This window comes from Gordonia prachuapensis, from assembly GCF_036350515.1.
Classification (GTDB): domain Bacteria; phylum Actinomycetota; class Actinomycetes; order Mycobacteriales; family Mycobacteriaceae; genus Gordonia; species Gordonia prachuapensis.
In genome coordinates, this window is sequence record NZ_JAZDUE010000023.1 from 25,687 (window position 1) to 45,069 (window position 19,383).

15 protein-coding genes are annotated in these 19,383 nt (G+C 68.0%); 13 read left to right on the plus strand and 2 right to left on the minus strand.

The annotated features are described in order from the left end of the window. Positions 1–151: 151 nt before the first annotated feature. Complete coding sequence (arc, locus tag V1Y59_RS21600; RefSeq protein ID WP_330507096.1) at positions 152–1,987, plus strand: proteasome ATPase; 1,836 nt, start codon at positions 152–154, stop codon at positions 1,985–1,987. Positions 1,988–2,019: 32 nt separating this feature from the next. Here the strand turns inward: arc and glgP are convergent, their stop codons facing one another. Next, complete coding sequence (gene glgP, locus V1Y59_RS21605; protein WP_330507097.1) at positions 2,020–4,680, minus strand: alpha-glucan family phosphorylase; 2,661 nt, start codon at positions 4,678–4,680, stop codon at positions 2,020–2,022. A 67-nt stretch (positions 4,681–4,747) separates the two neighbouring features. Between glgP and dop the strand changes: the two genes are divergently transcribed. The 11 genes from dop to V1Y59_RS21660 all read left to right on the plus strand — a co-directional run bounded on the left by dop (position 4,748) and on the right by V1Y59_RS21660 (position 17,181). Then, entirely contained in the window at positions 4,748–6,250 is a 1,503-nt protein-coding gene (gene dop / locus V1Y59_RS21610) for a depupylase/deamidase Dop (RefSeq protein ID WP_330507098.1), read from the plus strand. Positions 6,251–6,435: 185 nt separating this feature from the next. After that, positions 6,436–6,627 carry a ubiquitin-like protein Pup gene (locus tag V1Y59_RS21615; RefSeq protein WP_007624191.1) on the plus strand — a complete coding sequence of 64 codons (192 nt, stop codon included), beginning with the start codon at positions 6,436–6,438 and terminating at the stop codon, positions 6,625–6,627. Next, on the plus strand, positions 6,624–7,505 hold the full coding sequence (gene prcB / locus V1Y59_RS21620) for a proteasome subunit beta (RefSeq protein WP_431309264.1): 882 nt from the start codon (positions 6,624–6,626) through the stop codon (positions 7,503–7,505). The genes V1Y59_RS21615 and prcB overlap by 4 nt, the downstream gene beginning before the upstream one ends. Continuing rightward, a complete protein-coding gene (gene prcA / locus V1Y59_RS21625) occupies positions 7,502–8,314 on the plus strand; it encodes a proteasome subunit alpha (protein ID WP_330507099.1) in 813 nt (270 codons plus the stop codon). The genes prcB and prcA overlap by 4 nt, the downstream gene beginning before the upstream one ends. Before the next feature lie 110 nt (positions 8,315–8,424). After that, positions 8,425–9,783 carry a Pup--protein ligase gene (gene pafA, locus V1Y59_RS21630; RefSeq protein ID WP_330507100.1) on the plus strand — a complete coding sequence of 453 codons (1,359 nt, stop codon included), beginning with the start codon at positions 8,425–8,427 and terminating at the stop codon, positions 9,781–9,783. A gap of 15 nt (positions 9,784–9,798) precedes the next feature. Next, entirely contained in the window at positions 9,799–10,794 is a 996-nt protein-coding gene (locus V1Y59_RS21635) for a helix-turn-helix transcriptional regulator (protein ID WP_330507101.1), read from the plus strand. After that, positions 10,791–11,756 (plus strand): helix-turn-helix transcriptional regulator, encoded by a 966-nt coding sequence (locus V1Y59_RS21640; protein ID WP_330507102.1) that lies wholly within the window; start codon positions 10,791–10,793, stop codon positions 11,754–11,756. The genes V1Y59_RS21635 and V1Y59_RS21640 overlap by 4 nt, the downstream gene beginning before the upstream one ends. A gap of 77 nt (positions 11,757–11,833) precedes the next feature. Further along, complete coding sequence (gene tatA / locus V1Y59_RS21645; RefSeq protein ID WP_330431967.1) at positions 11,834–12,091, plus strand: Sec-independent protein translocase subunit TatA; 258 nt, start codon at positions 11,834–11,836, stop codon at positions 12,089–12,091. Positions 12,092–12,124: 33 nt separating this feature from the next. Beyond that, entirely contained in the window at positions 12,125–13,126 is a 1,002-nt protein-coding gene (tatC, locus tag V1Y59_RS21650) for a twin-arginine translocase subunit TatC (protein ID WP_330507103.1), read from the plus strand. Next, complete coding sequence (locus V1Y59_RS21655; RefSeq protein WP_330507104.1) at positions 13,123–15,960, plus strand: DEAD/DEAH box helicase; 2,838 nt, start codon at positions 13,123–13,125, stop codon at positions 15,958–15,960. Before tatC ends, V1Y59_RS21655 begins: the two co-directional genes overlap by 4 nt. Positions 15,961–16,164: 204 nt before the next feature. Then, positions 16,165–17,181, plus strand: a complete 1,017-nt coding sequence (locus V1Y59_RS21660; RefSeq protein ID WP_330507105.1) for a DUF4333 domain-containing protein — start codon at positions 16,165–16,167, stop codon at positions 17,179–17,181. Between the two features lie 18 nt (positions 17,182–17,199). On the opposite strand, the gene V1Y59_RS21665 is transcribed toward V1Y59_RS21660, so the two are convergent. Next, positions 17,200–18,153 (minus strand): 5'-3' exonuclease, encoded by a 954-nt coding sequence (locus V1Y59_RS21665; protein ID WP_330507137.1) that lies wholly within the window; start codon positions 18,151–18,153, stop codon positions 17,200–17,202. Positions 18,154–18,250: 97 nt separating this feature from the next. Between V1Y59_RS21665 and V1Y59_RS21670 the strand changes: the two genes are divergently transcribed. Further along, on the plus strand, positions 18,251–19,363 hold the full coding sequence (locus V1Y59_RS21670) for a M24 family metallopeptidase (RefSeq protein ID WP_330507106.1): 1,113 nt from the start codon (positions 18,251–18,253) through the stop codon (positions 19,361–19,363). The last annotated feature ends 20 nt before the right edge of the window (positions 19,364–19,383 follow it).

Here is a 19,383-nt window from a genome sequence, read left to right on the forward strand (position 1 = left end):
CGTTGCGAAGACGTAGATTTAACACGTCGTCAACACCGAGTGTTGCGCGGTGCAGGGCGATTTCCCGCCCACACCGGTAGCGTGGTGTCACGGTGCAAACACTCCATGAAGACGACATGAGACACGTGTTTGCCGGGGAGAGGAGTCAGCAATGACCGAATCTGACCGCCAGGGCGCCGGGGGCGCCGACCGCCTCGGGGCCTCCGGAGCACGCGACCACGGGCTCGATCGAGACGACACCGGCCAGATGCCCGAAGAGAACTTCGTCCCCGCGTATGCGTCACCGCTCGCCCGGCCCGAATCGTCCCGGAGCGACACACGACCCGGCGTCGGGCGTCCGGGCGACGCGGCCGACCTCCAGGAACGCGTCGACAATCTGACCGCCCGCAACGCGAAACTGCTGGACACCCTCAAAGAGGCGCGGCAGCAACTCGTGGCACTGCGCGAGGAGGTCGACCGCCTCGGACAGCCGCCGAGCGGATACGGAGTCCTCCTCGAGATCTACCCCGACAGCACCGTCGACGTGTTCACCTCCGGCCGCAAGATGCGCCTGACGTGCTCGCCGAACATCGACGTCGACCTGCTGCACAAGGGCCAGACGCTGCGGCTGAACGAGGCCCTGACGATCGTCGAGGCCTGCGAGTTCGACTCGGTCGGCGAGATCAGCACCCTGCGGGAGGTGCTCGGCGACGGTCGTCGCGCGTTGGTCGTCGGCCACGCCGATGAGGAGCGTGTCGTCTGGTTGGCCGAGCCGCTGCTGGGCGAGGTCGACGGAGAAGACGGCAAGCGCCGCAAACTGCGACCGGGCGATTCCCTCCTGATCGACACCAAGGCGGGATTCGCTTTCGAGAGGGTTCCCAAGGCCGAGGTCGAGGACCTGGTTCTCGAAGAGGTGCCCGACGTCGGGTACGAGGACATCGGTGGTCTGGGCCGCCAGATCGAACAGATCCGCGACGCCGTCGAGTTGCCGTTCCTGCACAAGGACCTGTTCCGCGACTACGCGCTGCGTCCGCCCAAGGGCGTGCTCCTCTACGGTCCGCCCGGATGTGGCAAGACGCTCATCGCCAAGGCGGTCGCCAACTCGCTGGCCAAGAAGATCGCGCAGGTCCGCGGCGACGACGCGAAGGAAGCGAAGTCCTACTTCCTGAACATCAAGGGACCCGAGCTCCTCAACAAGTTCGTCGGGGAGACCGAGCGGCACATCCGGCTGATCTTCCAGCGCGCGCGTGAGAAGGCATCCGAAGGCACCCCGGTGATCGTGTTCTTCGACGAGATGGACTCGATCTTCCGGACTCGTGGGTCGGGAGTGTCGTCCGATGTCGAGACGACGGTCGTGCCGCAGTTGCTCAGCGAGATCGACGGCGTGGAGGGGCTCGAGAACGTCATCGTGATCGGTGCCTCCAACCGTGAGGACATGATCGATCCGGCGATCCTGCGGCCGGGCCGCCTCGACGTGAAGATCAAGATCGAGCGTCCCGATGCCGAGTCGGCCATGGACATCTTCTCCAAGTACCTCACCGAGCAGTTGCCGGTGCACGCCGACGACCTCGGCGAGTTCGGCGGCGACCGGACGGCCTGCGTCAACGCGATGATCGAGAAGGTCGTGGAGCGGATGTACGCCGAGAGCGACGACAACCGGTTCCTCGAGGTCACCTACGCCAACGGCGACAAGGAGATCATGTACTTCAAGGACTTCAACTCGGGTGCGATGATCCAGAACGTCGTCGACCGGTCGAAGAAGTACGCGATCAAGTCGCAACTCGACACCGGCCAGCCGGGTCTACGGGTGCAGCATCTGTTCGACTCCATCCTCGACGAGTTCGCCGAGAACGAGGACCTGCCGAACACCACCAACCCCGACGACTGGGCCCGGATCTCCGGCAAGAAGGGCGAGCGGATCGTCTACATCCGCACGCTGGTCACGGGCAAGAGCGCAGGTGCGAGCCGCGCGATCGACACCGAGACCAACACGGGTCAGTACCTGTAGGCGGTGTCCTGCTCCTCAAGGAGCAGGTGGCCTCAGGAGCCGGAGCTGCGTCCCGGCCCGGCGTCCTCGGCAGTGCCCACCGGGTAGCGGACCAGTCCCAGCTCCGCGTCGTCGGACAGCTGGGGGTGGCGCGGCAGCACCCGTGCGGTGTATCCGTGCCGGCCGGATCGGGCGGGCACGACCGTCGCGCGGAACAGTGTCCGGCCGGACGGGTCGGTCTCGTCGGTCGGGGCCATCTCGGCGACCACCGGGTCGGTGATCTCCCCGTCGGCGGTGACCCGACCCAGCAGCGCCTGCACGCACACCCGATCCGGGGTCAGCTCCCCGAGCGCGACGTGCGCGGTGAGGGTGAGGCTCACCCGCTGCGGGCTGTCGGAGCCCGACGATTCACCCGCGGGTGGATGGCTCCCGAGCGCATTGTTGGAGCCGGCCTCGTCGATCCCGGCGATCTGCACGGCCGGCCACGACCGTTCCAGGACATGCCGGTAGTCGGCGAGGTCGCGAGCCGGGGCGAAACCGTCCGCAGAGATCGAGGCGAATTGGTCGGCGGCCGGTACATACAACGCGGTGGTGTAGTCGCGCACCATCCGGCTCGCCTGTACCCGGGGACCGAGCCGGGCCAGTGTGTGTCGCACCATCTCCACCCAGCGCTCGGGCACATCACCACCCGAGCGTGCGTAGAACAACGGGATGACCGTCTCCTCGAGCAGCGAGTAGAGCGCCTCGGCCTCGAGGTCGTCGCGGCGATGATCGTCCGGGATGCCCTCCGCCGACGGAATCGCCCACCCGTTCTCGCCGTCGGCCATCTCGTCCCACCAGCCGTCCAGGATCGACAGGTTGAGGCCGCCGTTGAGTGCTGACTTCATCCCGGACGTGCCACACGCCTCCATCGGCCGCACCGGGTTGTTCAGCCACACGTCGCAGCCGGCGTAGATGTCGCGGGCCATGGAGATGTCGTAGTCGGGGAGGAACACGATGCGATCCCGCAACTCGGGATCCTCGGTGAACCGCACGACCTGCTGGATCAACGACTTGCCGCCGTCGTCGGCGGGGTGGGCCTTGCCGGCGATGACCAGCTGCACGGGACGCTCGGGGTCGGTGAGGATGCGCCGCATGCGGTCGGGATCCCGCAGCATCAGGGTGAGCCGCTTGTAGGTCGCGGCGCGCCGGGCGAAACCGATCGTCAGCGCACCGGGATCGAAGATGTCAGCGGTCCAGCCCAACTCGGCGTCGGTGAATCCGCGGTCGCGTCCGCTGTCGTGCGCCCGTCGCCGGACCTCGTCGACCAGCCCGGCCCGCAGCGTGGATCGCACGCGCCAGATCTCCGTGGCCGGCATCGCCGAGAACGCGTCCGGTTGCGCGGCCTCGTCGGCGCCGGCCAGATCCAGCCATGTGCGGGCGACCCAGGTGGGCCCGTGTACCCCGTTGGTGACCGCGCCGATCGGCACCTCGTCGGCATCGAATCCGGGCCACAGATCGGCGAACATCTCGCGGCTGACGGCCCCGTGCAATTCAGAGACGCCATTGCTTCGTTGCCCCAGACGAAAACCCATGTGCGCCATGTTGAATATGCCCGGATCGCCTTCGTCCCCGAGGTCGAGGACGGTGGCCACCGACAGTCCGGGAAGCAGTCGAGAGTTCCCGTCGCCGTCGGCGTCGAGGTAGTAGCGGACCATATCCCGGGGGAATCGGTCGATGCCCGCAGGCACCGGGGTGTGTGTGGTGAAGACGTTCGATGCCCGCACGACGGCTTCCGCGGTGTCGAAGTCGAGCGCGTCGATGCCGGGGCGGCTGGTCATCTCCCGGATGCGTTCGACACCCAGGAACCCGGCGTGGCCCTCGTTCATGTGGAAGACCGTCGGCTCGGGCCGACCGGTGATGCGCACGTACTCCCGAACCGCCCGCATCCCGCCGACCCCGAGGAGGATCTCCTGCTTGATCCGATGGTCCTGGTCGCCGCCGTAGAGACGGTCGGTGATGCTGCGGAGTTCCTCGTCGTTGACCGGGACATCGGAATCGAGCAGCAGCAGTGGGATCCGCCCGACCGTGGCCACCCACACCCGCGCAGACAGCACACGCCCGCCGGGCATGGCGATGGTGATCATGACGGGATCGTCGCCGTCGACGAGCGGCGCAAGCGGCAGCGAGGTCGGGTCGTTGACGGGATAACGTTCGACCTGCCAACCGTCATGCGACAGACTCTGATGGAAATAGCCGGACCCGTAGAACAGCCCCACGCCGATGAGGGGAAGCCCGAGGTCCGAGGCCGCCTTGAGGTGATCGCCGGCGAGGATGCCGAGTCCGCCCGAGTAGATCGGCAGCACCTCCGAGATGCCGAACTCCATCGAGAAGTACGCGATCCCGTGGGCGGCGAGTTCGGCCGCTCCGGTGTCTGCGCTGGTGTCGCCGAACCACCGTGGCTCGGTCAGATATCGGTCGAGATCGTCCCGGATCCCGGCGAGGCGGTCCCGGAATGTCGCGTCGCCGGCGAGTTCGGTGAACCGCTCGGGTTCCACATCGGCGAGCAACCGCAGCGGATCGCCGGTGGCGTCCCAGAGTTCGGGATCGATTGCGGCGAAAAGGTCTTGGGTGGGTGCATGCCACACCCAGCGCAGGTTGTGGGCAACGGTGGTGAGCTCGGTGAGCTCGGTCGGCAGCGGGACGCGAACGGTGAACCGGCGGAAGGCTTTCACCGAGTAGACGCTACCGAGGCGGGGGCGACGCTGCGACCGCTCTCGAATGAACATCTACCCTCGTAGCATGCAGCGAATCATCGGCACCGAGGTCGAGTACGGGATCTCCGCACCCGGCGACCCGACCGCGAACCCGATCATGACGTCCACGCAGGCGGTTCTGGCCTACGCGGCGGCCGCCGGAGTGCCGCGCGCCAAGCGCACCCGGTGGGACTACGAGGTGGAGTCGCCCCTGCGCGATGCCCGCGGATTCGACCTGGGCCGCGGCTCCGGACCGGCGCCGATCATCGACGCCGACGAGATCGGCGCCGCCAACATGATCCTCACCAATGGAGCCCGCCTCTACGTGGATCACGCGCACCCCGAGTACTCGGCACCCGAGGTGACCGACCCGATGGACGCGGTCATCTGGGACAAGGCGGGGGAGCGGGTGATGGAGGCCGCGGCCCGTCACGTCGCCAGTGTTCCCGGCGCCCCGCGCCTGCAGCTCTACAAGAACAACATCGACGGCAAGGGCGCCTCCTACGGCACCCACGAGAACTACCTCATGAACCGCGAGACCCCGTTCACGGCGGTCATCGCCGGTCTCACGACCTTCTTCGCGTCCCGCCAGGTCATCACCGGGGCCGGACGGGTGGGGATCGGCCAGTCCGGCGACGAGGCCGGCTATCAACTGTCCCAGCGCTCGGACTACATCGAGGTCGAGGTGGGCCTCGAGACGACCCTGAAGCGCGGCATCATCAACACCCGCGACGAACCGCACGCCGATCCGGAACGATACCGGCGCCTGCACGTCATCATCGGCGATGCCAACCTGGCCGAGACCGCCACCTACCTGAAGGTCGGTACCACCGCGCTGGTCCTCGACCTCATCGAGGCCGGCGTCGACTTCTCCGACGTCGAGCTCGCCCGCCCGGTACAGGCGGTCCACACGATCAGCCACGACCCGGGCCTCACGGCCACCGTCGCGCTCACCGACGGCCGGGAGCTCACCGCCCTCGCGCTCCAGCGCGAGTACCTGGAACGTTGCATGAAGTTCCACGACGCCGAGCGCAGCGATGACACCCGCGCCGCGCACGTGCTCGAGACGTGGGCCGACGTACTCGACCGCCTGGAGCGGGATCCGATGGAATGCGCGGACATCCTCGACTGGCCGGCCAAGCTGCGTCTCCTCGAGGGGTTCCGGCAGCGGGAGGGACTCGGCTGGTCGGCGCCGAGGCTGCATCTGATCGATCTGCAGTACTCGGATGTGCGGCTCGACAAGGGCCTCTACAACCGTCTCGTGGCGCGGGGCTCCATGAAGCGGATCGTCGACGAGGCGGACGTCACGCGGGCGATCAGCGAGCCGCCCCAGAACACCCGTGCATACTTCCGCGGGGAGTGTCTGCGGCGTTTCGGCGCCGACGTCGCGGCGGCGAGTTGGGACTCGGTGATCTTCGATCTCGGCGGGGACTCCCTGGTCCGGATCCCGACGCTGGAGCCCCTGCGGGGAAGCCGCGCGCATGTCGGCAGGCTGCTCGACTCGGTGGACTCGGCCGCCGAACTCGTCGATCAACTCACCACGACGTAGGGCGGTCGGCTGCACTGTTGTGCCGCACGGCCGCTCGGCTTCCGCCCGCGGCGGGCCGTCCACCGGTACTGTGTGACATACGCGGTTTTTCAGATCTGTCCGGGTGACGGCCAGATCGGCGCCCACAAGGGCGGATCGGGCCGGTCCCGTCGCAAGCGGGACCGGCGAGATGAAGGAGGCAGCAGATGGCGCAGGAACAGACCAAGCGCGGTGGTGGCGACGACGATGGCGACATCGGTTCGGACGGCGGCGCCGGTCAGGAACGCCGTGAAAAGCTCGCCGAGGACACCGACGATCTGCTCGACGAGATCGACGACGTGCTCGAGGAGAATGCCGAGGACTTCGTACGCGCATACGTGCAGAAGGGCGGCCAGTGAGCGATCGGTTCGGTTCACTGCATCCCTACCACTCATCCGCACGACCCACATCGATCGCCGCGCCCGGCCTGGGCGCGGACATCTCGTCGTTCTCCGACTACCTGCGCGCGCATGCTCCCGAGCAGCTGCCGCAGCACCGGGCTGACCGCATGACGGTCGGCGCGACCGACGAGATCCCGCACGGCACAACGATCGTCGCGGTGTCCTATCCCGGCGGTGTGGTGCTCGCCGGCGATCGCCGGGCCACCGCGGGCAACTTGATCGCCACCCGGGATGTCCAGAAGGTCTACATCACCGACGACTACTCGGCCTGCGGAATCGCCGGCACGGCCGGGATCGCGATCGAGATGGTCCGACTTTTCGCGGTGGAACTCGAGCACTACGAGAAGATCGAGGGCGTGCCGCTGACCCTGGACGGCAAGGTCAGCCGCCTGGCGTCGATGGTCCGGGGCAATCTCGGCGCCGCGATGCAGGGCCTCGCCGCGGTCCCGCTGCTGGTCGGCTACGACATCGACCACGACGATCCGAACGAACGGGGCCGGATCTTCTCCTTCGACGTCGCCGGGGACCGGCACGAAGAGTTCGGTGGTTACCAGGCCATCGGCTCCGGGTCGGTGTTCGCGAAGTCGTCGCTGAAGAAGCTCTACCGTCACGACCTGGACACCGGTTCGGCGTTGGCGATCGCGATCGAGTCGCTCTACGACGCGGCCGACGACGACTCCGCCACGGGTGGTCCGGACCTGGTGCGCAAGATCTTCCCGACCGCGGTGGTCGTCACCGCAGAGGGATCGCGCGAGGTGGACTCCGGTGAGATCGAGACGGCGGCCCGCGCGATCGTCGAACGACGCGCCGCCGAGCACGAAGGGGGCTCGCGATGACGTTCCCGTATTACGCCAGCGCCGAGCAGATCATGCGCGATCGCTCGGAGCTGGCGCGCAAGGGCATCGCACGTGGGCGCAGTGTGATCGCATTGACCTACGCCGACGGCGTGCTGTTCGTCGCGGAGAACCCGTCGAACACCCTCCGCAAGACCAGTGAGATCTACGACCGGATCGGCTTCGCGGCGGTCGGCAAGTACAACGAGTTCGAGAGCCTGCGCAAGGCCGGTATCCAGTTGGCCGACATGCGCGGTTACAGCTACGACCGCGCGGACGTCACGGCGTTGTCGCTGGCCAACACATACGCGAACGCGCTGGGTTCGGTGTTCACCGAGCAGGCCAAGCCGTACGAGGTCGAACTGTGTGTCGCCGAAGTGGCGAAGTACGGCAAACCCCGGCCGTCGCAGCTGTACCGGATCTCTTATGACGGTTCGATCGCCGACGAGACCAGGTTCCTGGTGATGGGTGGCGCCAACGACGCCATCACCGCGGCGTTGCGCGAGAGCTACGAGCCCGACCTGGAGTTGTCGGCCGCCCTGGCGCTGGCGGTGTCCGCGCTGACCACGCCCGCCGACACAGGAAGTTCGTCCGGCAGCGCCTCGAGTCCGGGTCCTTCGGAGCCACGCAAGCTCACGGCCTCCGACCTCGAGGTCGCGATCCTCGACCGCAATCGGCCGCGCCGTGCGTACCGACGGCTGGCCACGGCCGCCGTGTCCGACCTCATGCCCGCCGCCGGAGAACCGGATACCGACGCCGCGTCGGGCGCCGACGCGGCCGACGGGGACACGTCGTCCGACTCGGGATCCTGACGAGTACGGCGCGAGATCGATGACCCCGGCCCAACCCCTGGCCCGACCGGCGACGCGACCACCGTCGCGTCGCCGCGTCAGCGGTGTGCCACGCGGGTAGGGTTGACGATGTGCAGCGTCGAATCATGGGTATCGAGACCGAATTCGGTGTCACGTGTACCTTTCACGGCCATCGTCGACTGAGCCCGGACGAGGTCGCTCGGTACTTGTTCCGCCGAGTGGTCTCCTGGGGCCGGTCGTCGAACGTCTTCCTGCAGAACGGCGCGCGCCTGTACCTCGACGTCGGGTCACACCCGGAGTACGCGACCGCGGAGTGTGACAGCCTCGTCCAGCTGATCAACCACGACCGCGCGGGGGAGCTGGTCCTCGAAGACCTCCTCGTCGACGCCGAGCAGCGGCTCGCCGACGAGGGCATCGGCGGCGACATCTACCTGTTCAAGAACAACACCGACTCCGCCGGCAACTCGTACGGCTGCCACGAGAACTACCTGGTGGTGCGGGCCGGTGAGTTCTCCCGCATCTCCGACGTGCTGCTGCCGTTCCTGGTCACCCGTCAGCTGATCTGCGGCGCGGGCAAGGTGTTGCAGACGCCGAAGGCCGCGACGTTCTGCCTGTCGCAACGTGCCGAACACATCTGGGAGGGCGTGTCGTCGGCGACGACACGGTCCCGGCCGATCATCAACACCCGAGACGAACCCCATGCCGACGCGGAGAAATACCGCCGACTGCATGTCATCGTCGGCGACTCCAACATGTCCGAGATGACGACGTTGCTGAAGGTCGGCTCGGCGGCACTGGTCCTGGAGATGATCGAGGCGGGCGTGGCCTTCCGCGACTTCGCTCTCGACAATCCCATCCGCGCCATCCGCGAGGTGAGTCATGACCCCACCGGACGGCGCCCCGTGCGACTCGCCGGCGGGCGGCAGGCGAGTGCGCTCGACATCCAGCGGGAGTACCACGCCCGCGCGCTCGAGCACATGGCCAACCGCCGCCCGGACCCAGAGATGGACCAAGTGGTCGATCTGTGGGGGCGGATGCTCGACGCCGTCGAGAGCAGCGACTTCGCCAAGGTCGACACCGAGGTTGACTGGGTGATCAAACGCAAGCTGTTCCAGCGGTACCAGGACCGCTACTCGATGGAGTTGTCGGACCCGAAGATCGCCCAACTCGACCTCGCCTTCCATGACATCAAACGTGGTCGCGGCGTCTTCGACGTGATGCTCCGTAAGGGGCTGGTGGCCCGCGCGACCACCGACGAGGCCATCAAGACCGCGGTGAACGAGCCCCCGCAGACCACCCGCGCGAAGCTGCGGGGCGACTTCATCTCGGCGGCGCAGAAGGCCGGCCGGGATTTCACCGTCGACTGGGTGCATCTGAAACTGAACGATCAGGCCCAGCGAACCGTGTTGTGCAAGGACCCGTTCCGCAGCGTCGATGAGCGAGTCGATCGGCTGATCGCCTCGATGTGATCGTAAGCTGGCTGGGTGGCCACGCAGAAAGTCGAGCGTCTGCTCAACCTCGTGATCTGCCTGTTGTCGACCCGTCAGTTCCTCACTGCCGAGTACATCCGGCGAAACGTCGCCGGTTACAACGACGACGGTCAGTCCGACGAGGCGTTCAACCGGATGTTCGAGCGCGACAAGAACGAGCTCCGCGACCTCGGCATCCCCCTGGTCACCGGCCGTGACCGGATGTCGGGCAACGCCGAGGGCTACCGCATCAACCGGGATGTCTACGAGCTGCCCGACATCGAGCTCGACAGATCCGAGGCGGCGGTGGTCGCGATGGCCGCCGCCCTGTGGGAGGCCCCGGAGGTCGCCGCGACGGCGCAGAACGCCGTGCTCAAACTGCGAGCCGCCGGGCTCGACGTCCGCGCCGACGACGAGCTCGTCGTACCGGCGAGCCTCTCGCCTCGCTCGGTCGGGTCGGAAGCCGCACTCGCCGCCCTGCTGGCCGCGATCGACGCCGCCCGGCCGGTGACCTTCGACTACCGGCCCGGTGCCGCGGCGTCGACCGCCACCCGCACCCTCGAACCGTGGGGCATCGTCACCCATCGGGGACGGTGGTACGTCACCGGGCACGACCGGGACCGCTCCGACACCCGGACTTTCCGGCTGTCACGCATCTCCGGGGTGACGCCCATCGGCAGAGCCGGTGACGTCGTGGTGCCCGCGGGCACCGACATCCAGCAACTGGTGTCGGCCGCGGTCGAATCGGCGGCGGGCGGCGACAGTGGGACCGCCCGGATCTGGGTGGCACGCGACCGCGCCGCCGGACTGCGTCGCCTCGCCGCCCGGACCGAACCCGAGAGCCTCGACGGTGAGCCGGGCGACGTGATCGAGGTCGAGATCCGATCCGTGTCGACCCTGGCCCGCATGGTGCTCGGCGCCGGACCGAACGCCGTCGTGCTCGGACCCCCGGAGTTGCGCGAGACCGTGCTGCGTTCCCTCGACGAACTCGTGGGGGTGGCGCAGCGATGAACGCCCGCCCGGACCGCTTCAGCCGGCTGTTGTCGCTGGTGCCGTACTTCGCCAAGCACAACGGCATCGGAATCGACCAGGCGGCGCGTGACCTGGGGATCACCCCGAAACAGCTCACCAAGGATCTCGAGCTGCTGTTCGTCTGTGGCCTGCCGGGATACTTCCCGCATCAGCTCATCGACCTGCAGTTCGAGCACGGCTTCGTCGACGTGATCTTCACCGCCGGGATGGACCGGCCGCTACGGCTGACGAGCACCGAGGCCGCGACGATGTTGGTCGCACTCCATGCCCTGCTCGGTATGCCCGGCGCGGTCGACCACGATGCGGCACGTCGCGCGATCGCGAAGATCGAGCAGGCCGTCGGGTCGTCGGACACCACCCTGCGTTCCGCGGTCGCGCAGCCCGACCTCGATGCCGACAACCCGACCTATGCCACCATCCGGGACGCGGTGACGTCGCGGCGTGCGCTGCGGATCCGCTACTACTCGGCGACCCGGGACGACGTCGGTGAGCGTGTCGTCGACCCGATCGGACTGCAGACGATGGACAACCACACCTATCTGGAGGCGTGGTGCCGGTCCAGCGAGGGTGTGCGGCTGTTCCGCTTCGACCGGGTCGACGACGCCTACCAACTGGACGAGGCGGCCGCTCCACCCCCGGAGGCGCGTGCCCACTCGCAGTCCGCGGTGTTGTCGGAGAACCCTGATCTCCCGTCGGTGGAGATCGAGATCGATCCGGATGAACTGTGGGTGCTCGACTACTACCTCATCGAGCCGCTCGAACCCCTCGAGGAGCGTGCCGATCCGGGCGCACCCGTACATGCGCGGCTGGTGTACGGATCGCCCGACTGGCTCACCAGATTCCTGCTCGGATTCGGTGGGCGTGTGCGGGTGGTGTCGGACCCGTCGATCAGCGCAACTGTCGGATCGGCGGCGGCAGCGGCGCGCGCACGGTATACCTGAGGGTGACGCCCCGGTGGGCGCTGCCGTCGGGGCGTGCTCGGGTAGCATTGGCAACGTCGAAATTCGGAGGTGCAGTTATGGGTGCTCTGTCCTGGTGGCACTGGGTCATCGTCCTGCTCGTCGTGGTGATCCTGTTCGGCTCCAAGAAGCTTCCTGACGCCGCTCGGGGACTCGGCCAGTCGTTGCGGATCTTCAAGAGCGAGGTCAAGGAGATGCAGAACGACGGCAAGGAGTCGGAGGACTCGGGCGAGTCGGCCAAGCGGGAACTCCCGCCGGGCGATGCGTCGACCAAGTCCACGTCGACCTCGACCGACGACGTGAAGAAGTCTGCGTAACCGAACGTCGTCGACCTGAGGCCAGGCCCACGCGTGCGTATTTCTCTCGATCCGAGGCGCCGTAAGCGCAAGCTCAACCCTGACGGCACGATGTCGCTGGTCGAGCATCTCTACGAACTACGGACCCGGGTCGTCATCTCGGTGATCGCGATCGTCGCGACCACGATCATCGGCTTCATCTGGTACACCCACGGTTTTCTCGGCATCCCATCGCTGGGCGACCTCCTCCGTGGGCCGTACTGTGATCTGCCCCCGGAGTCGCGGGCCGTGCTGACCCCCGACGATTCGTGCCGGCTGCTCGCGACCGGTCCGTTCGACCAGTTCATGTTGCGGCTCAAGGTGGCATTGACCGCCGGGGTGGTGTTCGCATGCCCGGTCTGGCTGTACCAGTTGTGGCAGTTCATCACGCCCGGCCTGCACACCAACGAACGCAAGTACGCCGTCAGTTTCGTCTCCGTCGCCGCGGTGCTGTTCATCGCCGGCGCCGTCCTCGCCTACGTGGTGGTCGCGAAGGCCTTCGAGTTCCTGCTGACCGTCGGCAACGACGTCCAGGTGACCGCACTGGCCGGCGACCAGTACTTCAACTTCATGCTGCACCTGCTGATCATCTTCGGTGTCAGTTTCGAGCTGCCGCTGCTGATCGTGGCGCTCAACATCATCGGCGTGCTCACCTACGACAAGCTCAAGAGCTGGCGGCGGGGCCTCATCTTCGCCTTGTTCGTCTTCTGCGCGATCGTCACGCCGGGCCAGGACCCGTTCACCATGCTGGCGCTGGCGCTGGCGCTGACCGTGCTGATGGAGCTGGCCATCCAGTTCGCCCGGTTCAACGACCGCCGACGCAAGCGTTCCACCCCCGACTGGGCGTCCATTCCCGACGACGAGGCGAGCCCCCTGCCGACCGCGGGGCCGTCGCCGAGCGCGTCGCGGATCGAACGGTCCCGGTCTGCCCCCGACTCGACGCGTCCCGACGGCAGGGGCACGCCATCGGCTCGTACCTCTGTCCGTGACCGCGACACGTTCGACGACATCCTGTGAGTCGGCTCGACGATTTCACCGGCCGGCTCGACTTCGGCCTCGACGACTTCCAGCGGCGCGCGTGTGAGGCGCTCGAGGAGGGGCACGGTGTTCTGGTGTGCGCACCGACCGGGGCCGGCAAGACGATCGTCGGAGAGTTCGCCGTCCACCTGGCCCTGGCAACCGGGTCGAAATGCTTCTACACCACCCCGATCAAGGCGCTGAGCAACCAGAAGTACGCCGACCTCGCAGCCGTTCACGGTTCGGCGTCGGTCGGCCTGCTGACCGGTGACAACTCGATCAATCCGGACGCACCCGTGGTGGTCATGACCACCGAGGTCGTGCGCAACATGATCTATGCGAACTCACCGGCGCTCTACGGCCTGTCGCACGTGGTCATGGACGAGGTGCATTTTCTCGCCGACCGTTTCCGGGGTGCGGTGTGGGAAGAGGTGATCCTGCACCTCGACCCGTCGGTCCGGGTGGTCAGTCTGTCCGCGACGGTGAGCAACGCCGAGGAGTTCGGCGACTGGATTCAGACCGTACGCGGTGACACGACCGTCATCGTCGACGAACACCGCCCGGTCCCGCTGTCGCAGCACATGCTGGTCGGTTCACGCATGTTCGACCTCTTCGATCCCCAGTCGACGGCGGCCCGGCGGGCGGGAGATGGAAGTCGTGAGCGACCCGACGTCAATCCGGAACTCAAACGCCACATCCGCCACCGAATCCTGATGGCCGACGACCGCGGTGACCGCTCGCACCGCGGTGGCCGTCGCGGGGGCGGTCCGCGCGGACACCGGCGGGGCGGCGGGCGACCACCGTCACGTCCGGAACTGGTGGGTCGGCTCGATCGGGAGGGACTGCTCCCGGCGATCGGTTTCATCTTCTCGCGGGTGGGCTGCGACGCCGCGCTCGCACAATGTCTGCGGTCCGGACTGCATCTGCTGACCCCGGACGAGTCCACGATCGTCGACGAGGTCGTCGCGCGACATCTCGAAGAACTGTCACCGGCCGACGAGGAAGTCCTCGGCGTCGACGAGTGGCGTGCCGGGTTGCGACGGGGCTTCGCCGCCCATCACGCCGGTTTGCTCCCGACATTTCGGCATGCCGTCGAGGAGTTGTTCGTTCGCGGACTGGTGAAGATGGTGTTCGCGACCGAGACGCTCGCCCTGGGCATCAACATGCCGGCCCGCACCGTCGTCCTGGAACGCCTGGTCAAGTTCAACGGCGAGGCCCACGTCGATCTGACCCCGGGCGAGTTCACCCAGCTGACCGGACGGGCCGGGCGCCGCGGCATCGACATCGAGGGCCACGCGGTGGTCGTCTGGACACCCGAGACCATTCCCGAGCAGGTCGCCGGGCTCGCCGGGGCGCGTACCTTTCCGCTGCGCAGCTCATTTGCGCCCGAGTACAACATGGCCGTCAACCTGCTCGGACGGTTGGGCATCGACGGCTCCCGGGAACTGCTCAACCGGTCGTTCGCGCAGTTCCAGGCGGACCGGTCGGTGGTCGGTCAGTCCCGCAAGGTCGATGATGCACGGCGACGACTCCGCAAACTCGACATCGAACTGACCGGTGCCGCGCAGAACCGTGGGATGGAACCCGGCGTCGTGCTCGACGACACGGTGCTCGACGACACGGGGGCCGACGACGTGGATCCGTACGCCGGCTTTCTCGGCTACATCCAACTGCGCGAAGACATCCGGCGCCGCGAACGTGACCTGAAGTTCGAGCGGAGAGCTGCCGAGGCCGCATCCACCGTCGCGGACCTGGCGGCGCTCAAGCGCGGGCACGTCATCGGTCTGCACGGCGGCCGGCATCGGGGGCTCGCGGTGGTTCTGGAACCGGCCGCGCAGTCGGCGGATCCGAAGCCGCTGGTGCTGGCACAGGATGCGTGGTGCGGACGGGTCGGGACCCGTGACTTCGTCAATCCGCCTCAGGTTCTCGGCAACATGCGGGTACCCAAACACGCGGACCGACGCACCGGGCGGGGCCGCCGGGATCTCGCATCGGCGCTGCGATCCACCGGCATCGAGATGCCCCGCGGTCGCTCCAAGAAGCGGTCCGCCGCAGCCGACGACCGCGAACTGCAACGTCTGCGTTCGGCGCTGCGGGCGCATCCCGCCCATCAGATCAACGGGGGCGACGAACTGTTCCGCCTCGCCGAGCGTCGCAATCGGGTGGTCCGGGAGATCGTGTCCGCGGAACGGGTGATCGCCGATCGGACATCGACTCTCGGCGTGCAGTTCGACCGGATCGTCGCCGTGCTCGACGAGCTCGGATACGTGGAGGTCGTCGTCGACGAGTCCGGGGCCGAACAGGTGTCGGTGACCGCGGCCGGTGAGTTGCTCAGCCGTATCTACAGCGAGAGCGATCTGCTGGTCACCGAATGCATCCGGGCGGGAGTGTGGGACGATCTGGCGCCCAACGAGTTGGCGGCGGTGGTGGCGGCCATGGTGTTCGAGGCCCGCCGGGAGAGTTTCGCGGGGGCGGACACGATGCCCGGAAATGCACGTCTGCGTCAGTCACTGGCGCAGACCGTCGAGATCTGGCGCGACGTCACCGCGACCGAGGCACGCCATCGTGTCGATGCGACCCGGGAACCCGACACCGGATTCTCCGTCGCGGTCTCCCTGTGGTCATCGGGTCGTTCGCTGACCGAGGCGCTGGCCGCCGCGGGCGAACGCGGACAACTCTTGTCGCCGGGAGATTTCGTCCGGTGGAACCGACAGGTCGTCGACCTTCTCGAACAGATCCGGCTCGGCGTCGGACCGCAGGCACCCCTCGCCGACTCTGCTCGCGCGGCAGTCGCCGGAATCCGTCGCGGAGTGGTTGCCGCGGAGCTCGGGTGAGCGTCTATCTCGTCCACCGCCCACGCCCGACGGTTCGACGATCTGGCACGAACTGTGAGGTAACGTTCTCCACGCGGCCGGAGGTCGGGGTGGGCCGGCCCGGGCGGGATCGGCGACGATCGCGTCCGGGGCGTGCGGGTACGCACCTCGTCGCCGGCCCTGTCCTGGCGTAGCAGGCCCTGTCGAGGGCGGAGCGGGAGAACCATGAGCGAGCCGAGCGATCCGAATCGTCCAGGCGGACAACAGCCGTCGAACCCGGACGGACCGGCCGAACCCGGCACCACCGGCGACTCCTCGGACGCCGCGGCGAACGCATCGGAACAGCCTGCGCCGGGTTATCCCGCAGGGTACGGCGGATCGACCCCGCCCTATGGTGAGCCTCCGGCACCAGGGGGTTATGGGGCACCCCAGTACGGGACCCCCCAATACGGTTCACCCCAGCAGTACGGTGCACCCCAGCAATACGGCTCAGCTCCGCACAATCAGCCGGGCCCCGGGCAGCCGGGCGCCTACGGTGGCGGCGATGCGTCGCAGACGCCGCCGGGATATGGCGCGCCGGCTCAGCCGGCCGGGCCCGGGCAGTACGGGGCGCCCGGCCAGTACGGGGCACCGCAACAATATGGGGCACCGCAACAATATGGGGAGCCCGGCCAGTACGGCGCGCCGCCACAATATGGGGCGCCGGGTCAATACGCGGCGCCGGGACAGTACCCGGGGCCCGGCCAGTACGGGTCTCAGCCGCAGTACGGAGCACCCGGACCACAGCCCGGTAACCAGGGGGCCGCACCGCAAGGAGGGTACGGCCCGCCGCCCAGTGGCTACCCGACGACCGATCAGCAACCGGCCGCCCAGCAGTTCGGTGGCGACCAGTTCTCGGCGATGGCGACCCCACCGTCCAACAAGCGCACCCGCACCATGCTGATCGGCGGCGGTGTCTTGCTACTGCTCGTCGCCGCGGTTCTGGCGTTCACCGCGTTCGTCGCACCCGGTTGGGCGCCCAAGACGATCTCGCAGGATGCCGTGCAGGATGGCGTCGAGAAGATTCTCGTGGAGGAGTACCAGGCCAGCGAGGTCAGCGGTGTGACCTGTCCGTCCGGCGAGCGGGTCTCCGAGGGGCACTCGTTCGAGTGCACCGCCGTGATCGGCGGGCAGGATCAGTCGGTCACCGTCACCTTCGTCGACGACGACGGCACCTACGTGGTCTCGCGGCCGACGAACTGAGACGGCCGGCGCCCGGGCTCATGTCCAGCCGAGCGCCTTCGAGAGCCGCGAGACCGAAGCGCCGATCCCGAGTTCGTCGACGAGGTCGGCGAGCCCGCCCGGTTCTGCCGGTTCGCTCGGCAGCAGGTCGGTGCTGCTGTCGATGGTCTCGGCGTCGGTCTTGACGAACACCACCGTCCGCGCGGCATCGAGGTAGTCGGCGGCTGCCAGCAACGCCTTGCGGTTGCGCGGAGTCAGCGATGATCCGGGATCCGCGGCGGCCGCCTCGAGTGCGTCGAGCGTGCCGTACTCGGTGATCAGTTTCGCCGCGGTCTTCTCGCCGATGCCACTGACCCCCGGAAGACCGTCGGAGGAGTCGCCGCGCAGCATCGACATCTCGGCGTAGGCCATCCCGGCACGTTCGACCGGCACCGCGTACTTCTCCGCGACTTCGACCGGCCCCATCATCTCGGCCTTCGCGAGGCCGCGGCCCACATACAGCACCCGCACCGCCACCGGGTCGTCGGCAACCACTTGCAGCAGGTCGCGGTCGCCGCTGACGACGATCACCGGGTCGGTCGACTCCTCGTAGGCCAACGTGCCGATCACGTCGTCGGCCTCGCAGCCGGGCGCACCGGACGTCGCGATCCCCGCGCATCTCAGCACATCGAGGATCATGTCCACCTGCGGCGTCAGTGTGTCCGGAACCACCTCGACATCGACGGCGTCGTCGGCTGCCGAGTCGCCACTGTGCGGCGCCTCTTCCGCGACCCGATGTGCCTTGTACGAAGGGATGAGGTCGGTGCGGAACGTCGGCCGCCAGTCGAGGTCCAGACAGACGACCAGGCGGGTCGGCTCTTCGCGCGTCACCAGCGCTGCGATGGTGTCGACGAATCCGCGGACCGCGTTGACGGGCCGGCCGTCCGGGGACGTCATCTTCTCGGGGAGGGCGAAGAAGGATCGGAACCACAGGCTGGCTCCGTCGAGGAGCATCAGAGATCCGGACATGGGCTCAACTCTGTCATGTCGGACGGACGAGCGGCGGAGCTGATGCCGGGCGGGTGCGTGTTGCGGCGGTAGGCTGCGCTACATGGCCTACCGGTTCGCATCCGATGTCTACCGCCACCGGCTCGAGCGCGCTCGCGCCCTGACCGCCGCCGCCGGCCTCGACGCGTTGGTCGTCTCCACCGGCCCGGATCTGCGGTATCTCACGGGTTCCCGCGCCGACACCTTCGAGCGGCTGACCGCGCTGGTCGTGCCCGCCGACGACGAGCCCCGCCTGGTGGTGGCCCGCCTCGAACTGGCGTCGGTCCGTGACTCCGCGCTGGGTGACCTCGACGTCGAGATGGCCGCCTGGGTGGACGGCGAGGACCCGTACGCGATCGCGCTGTCCGGCCTTCCGGCCTCGGCCCGGGTCGCGGTCTGTGACACGATGCCCGCACTTCACGTCGTCCCGATCGCCACTCGCACCGGCACCCCGCCCGTACTGGCCACGGACGTCTTACGCGAACTCCGGATGATCAAGGACGACAGCGAGATCGACTCCCTCCGGCAAGCGGGCGCGGCGATCGACCGCGTGCACGCGCGAATGGGGGAATGGCTGAAGCCCGGCCGCACCGAGCGGGCCGTCGCCGACGACATCCGCGCGGCGATACTCGCCGAAGGGCACACCGAAGCGGCGTTCATCATCGTCGGCTCGGGCCCGCACGGAGCCGATCCCCACCACGAGTTCTCCGATCGCGTGATCGAGCCCGACGACGTCGTCGTCATCGACATCGGCGGGCCGGTGGAGCCCGGCTACAACTCCGACTCCACCCGCACCTACTGCTTCGCCGAGCCTGCCGGTGACGTCGCGGAGGCGTACGCGGCACTGCAGGAAGCACAGCGCACGGCGGTGGCGGCAATCCGACCGGGGGTCACCGCGGAATCCGTGGACGCCGTCGCGCGCGACCATCTCCGCGACCACGGTCTCGCCGACGCCTTCATCCATCGGACCGGACACGGTATCGGGTTGTCGGTACACGAGGAGCCCTACATCGTGAGCGGCAACGACATCCCGCTACGGCCCGGCATGGCGTTCAGCGTCGAACCGGGTGTGTACTTCGACGGTCGTTGGGGCGCGCGGATCGAGGACATCGTCGTCGTCACCGACGACGGCTGCGAGCCGATGAACACGCGACCGCACGACCTGCAGGTGCTGTAGCCGCCCTTCGTGACGGTCCT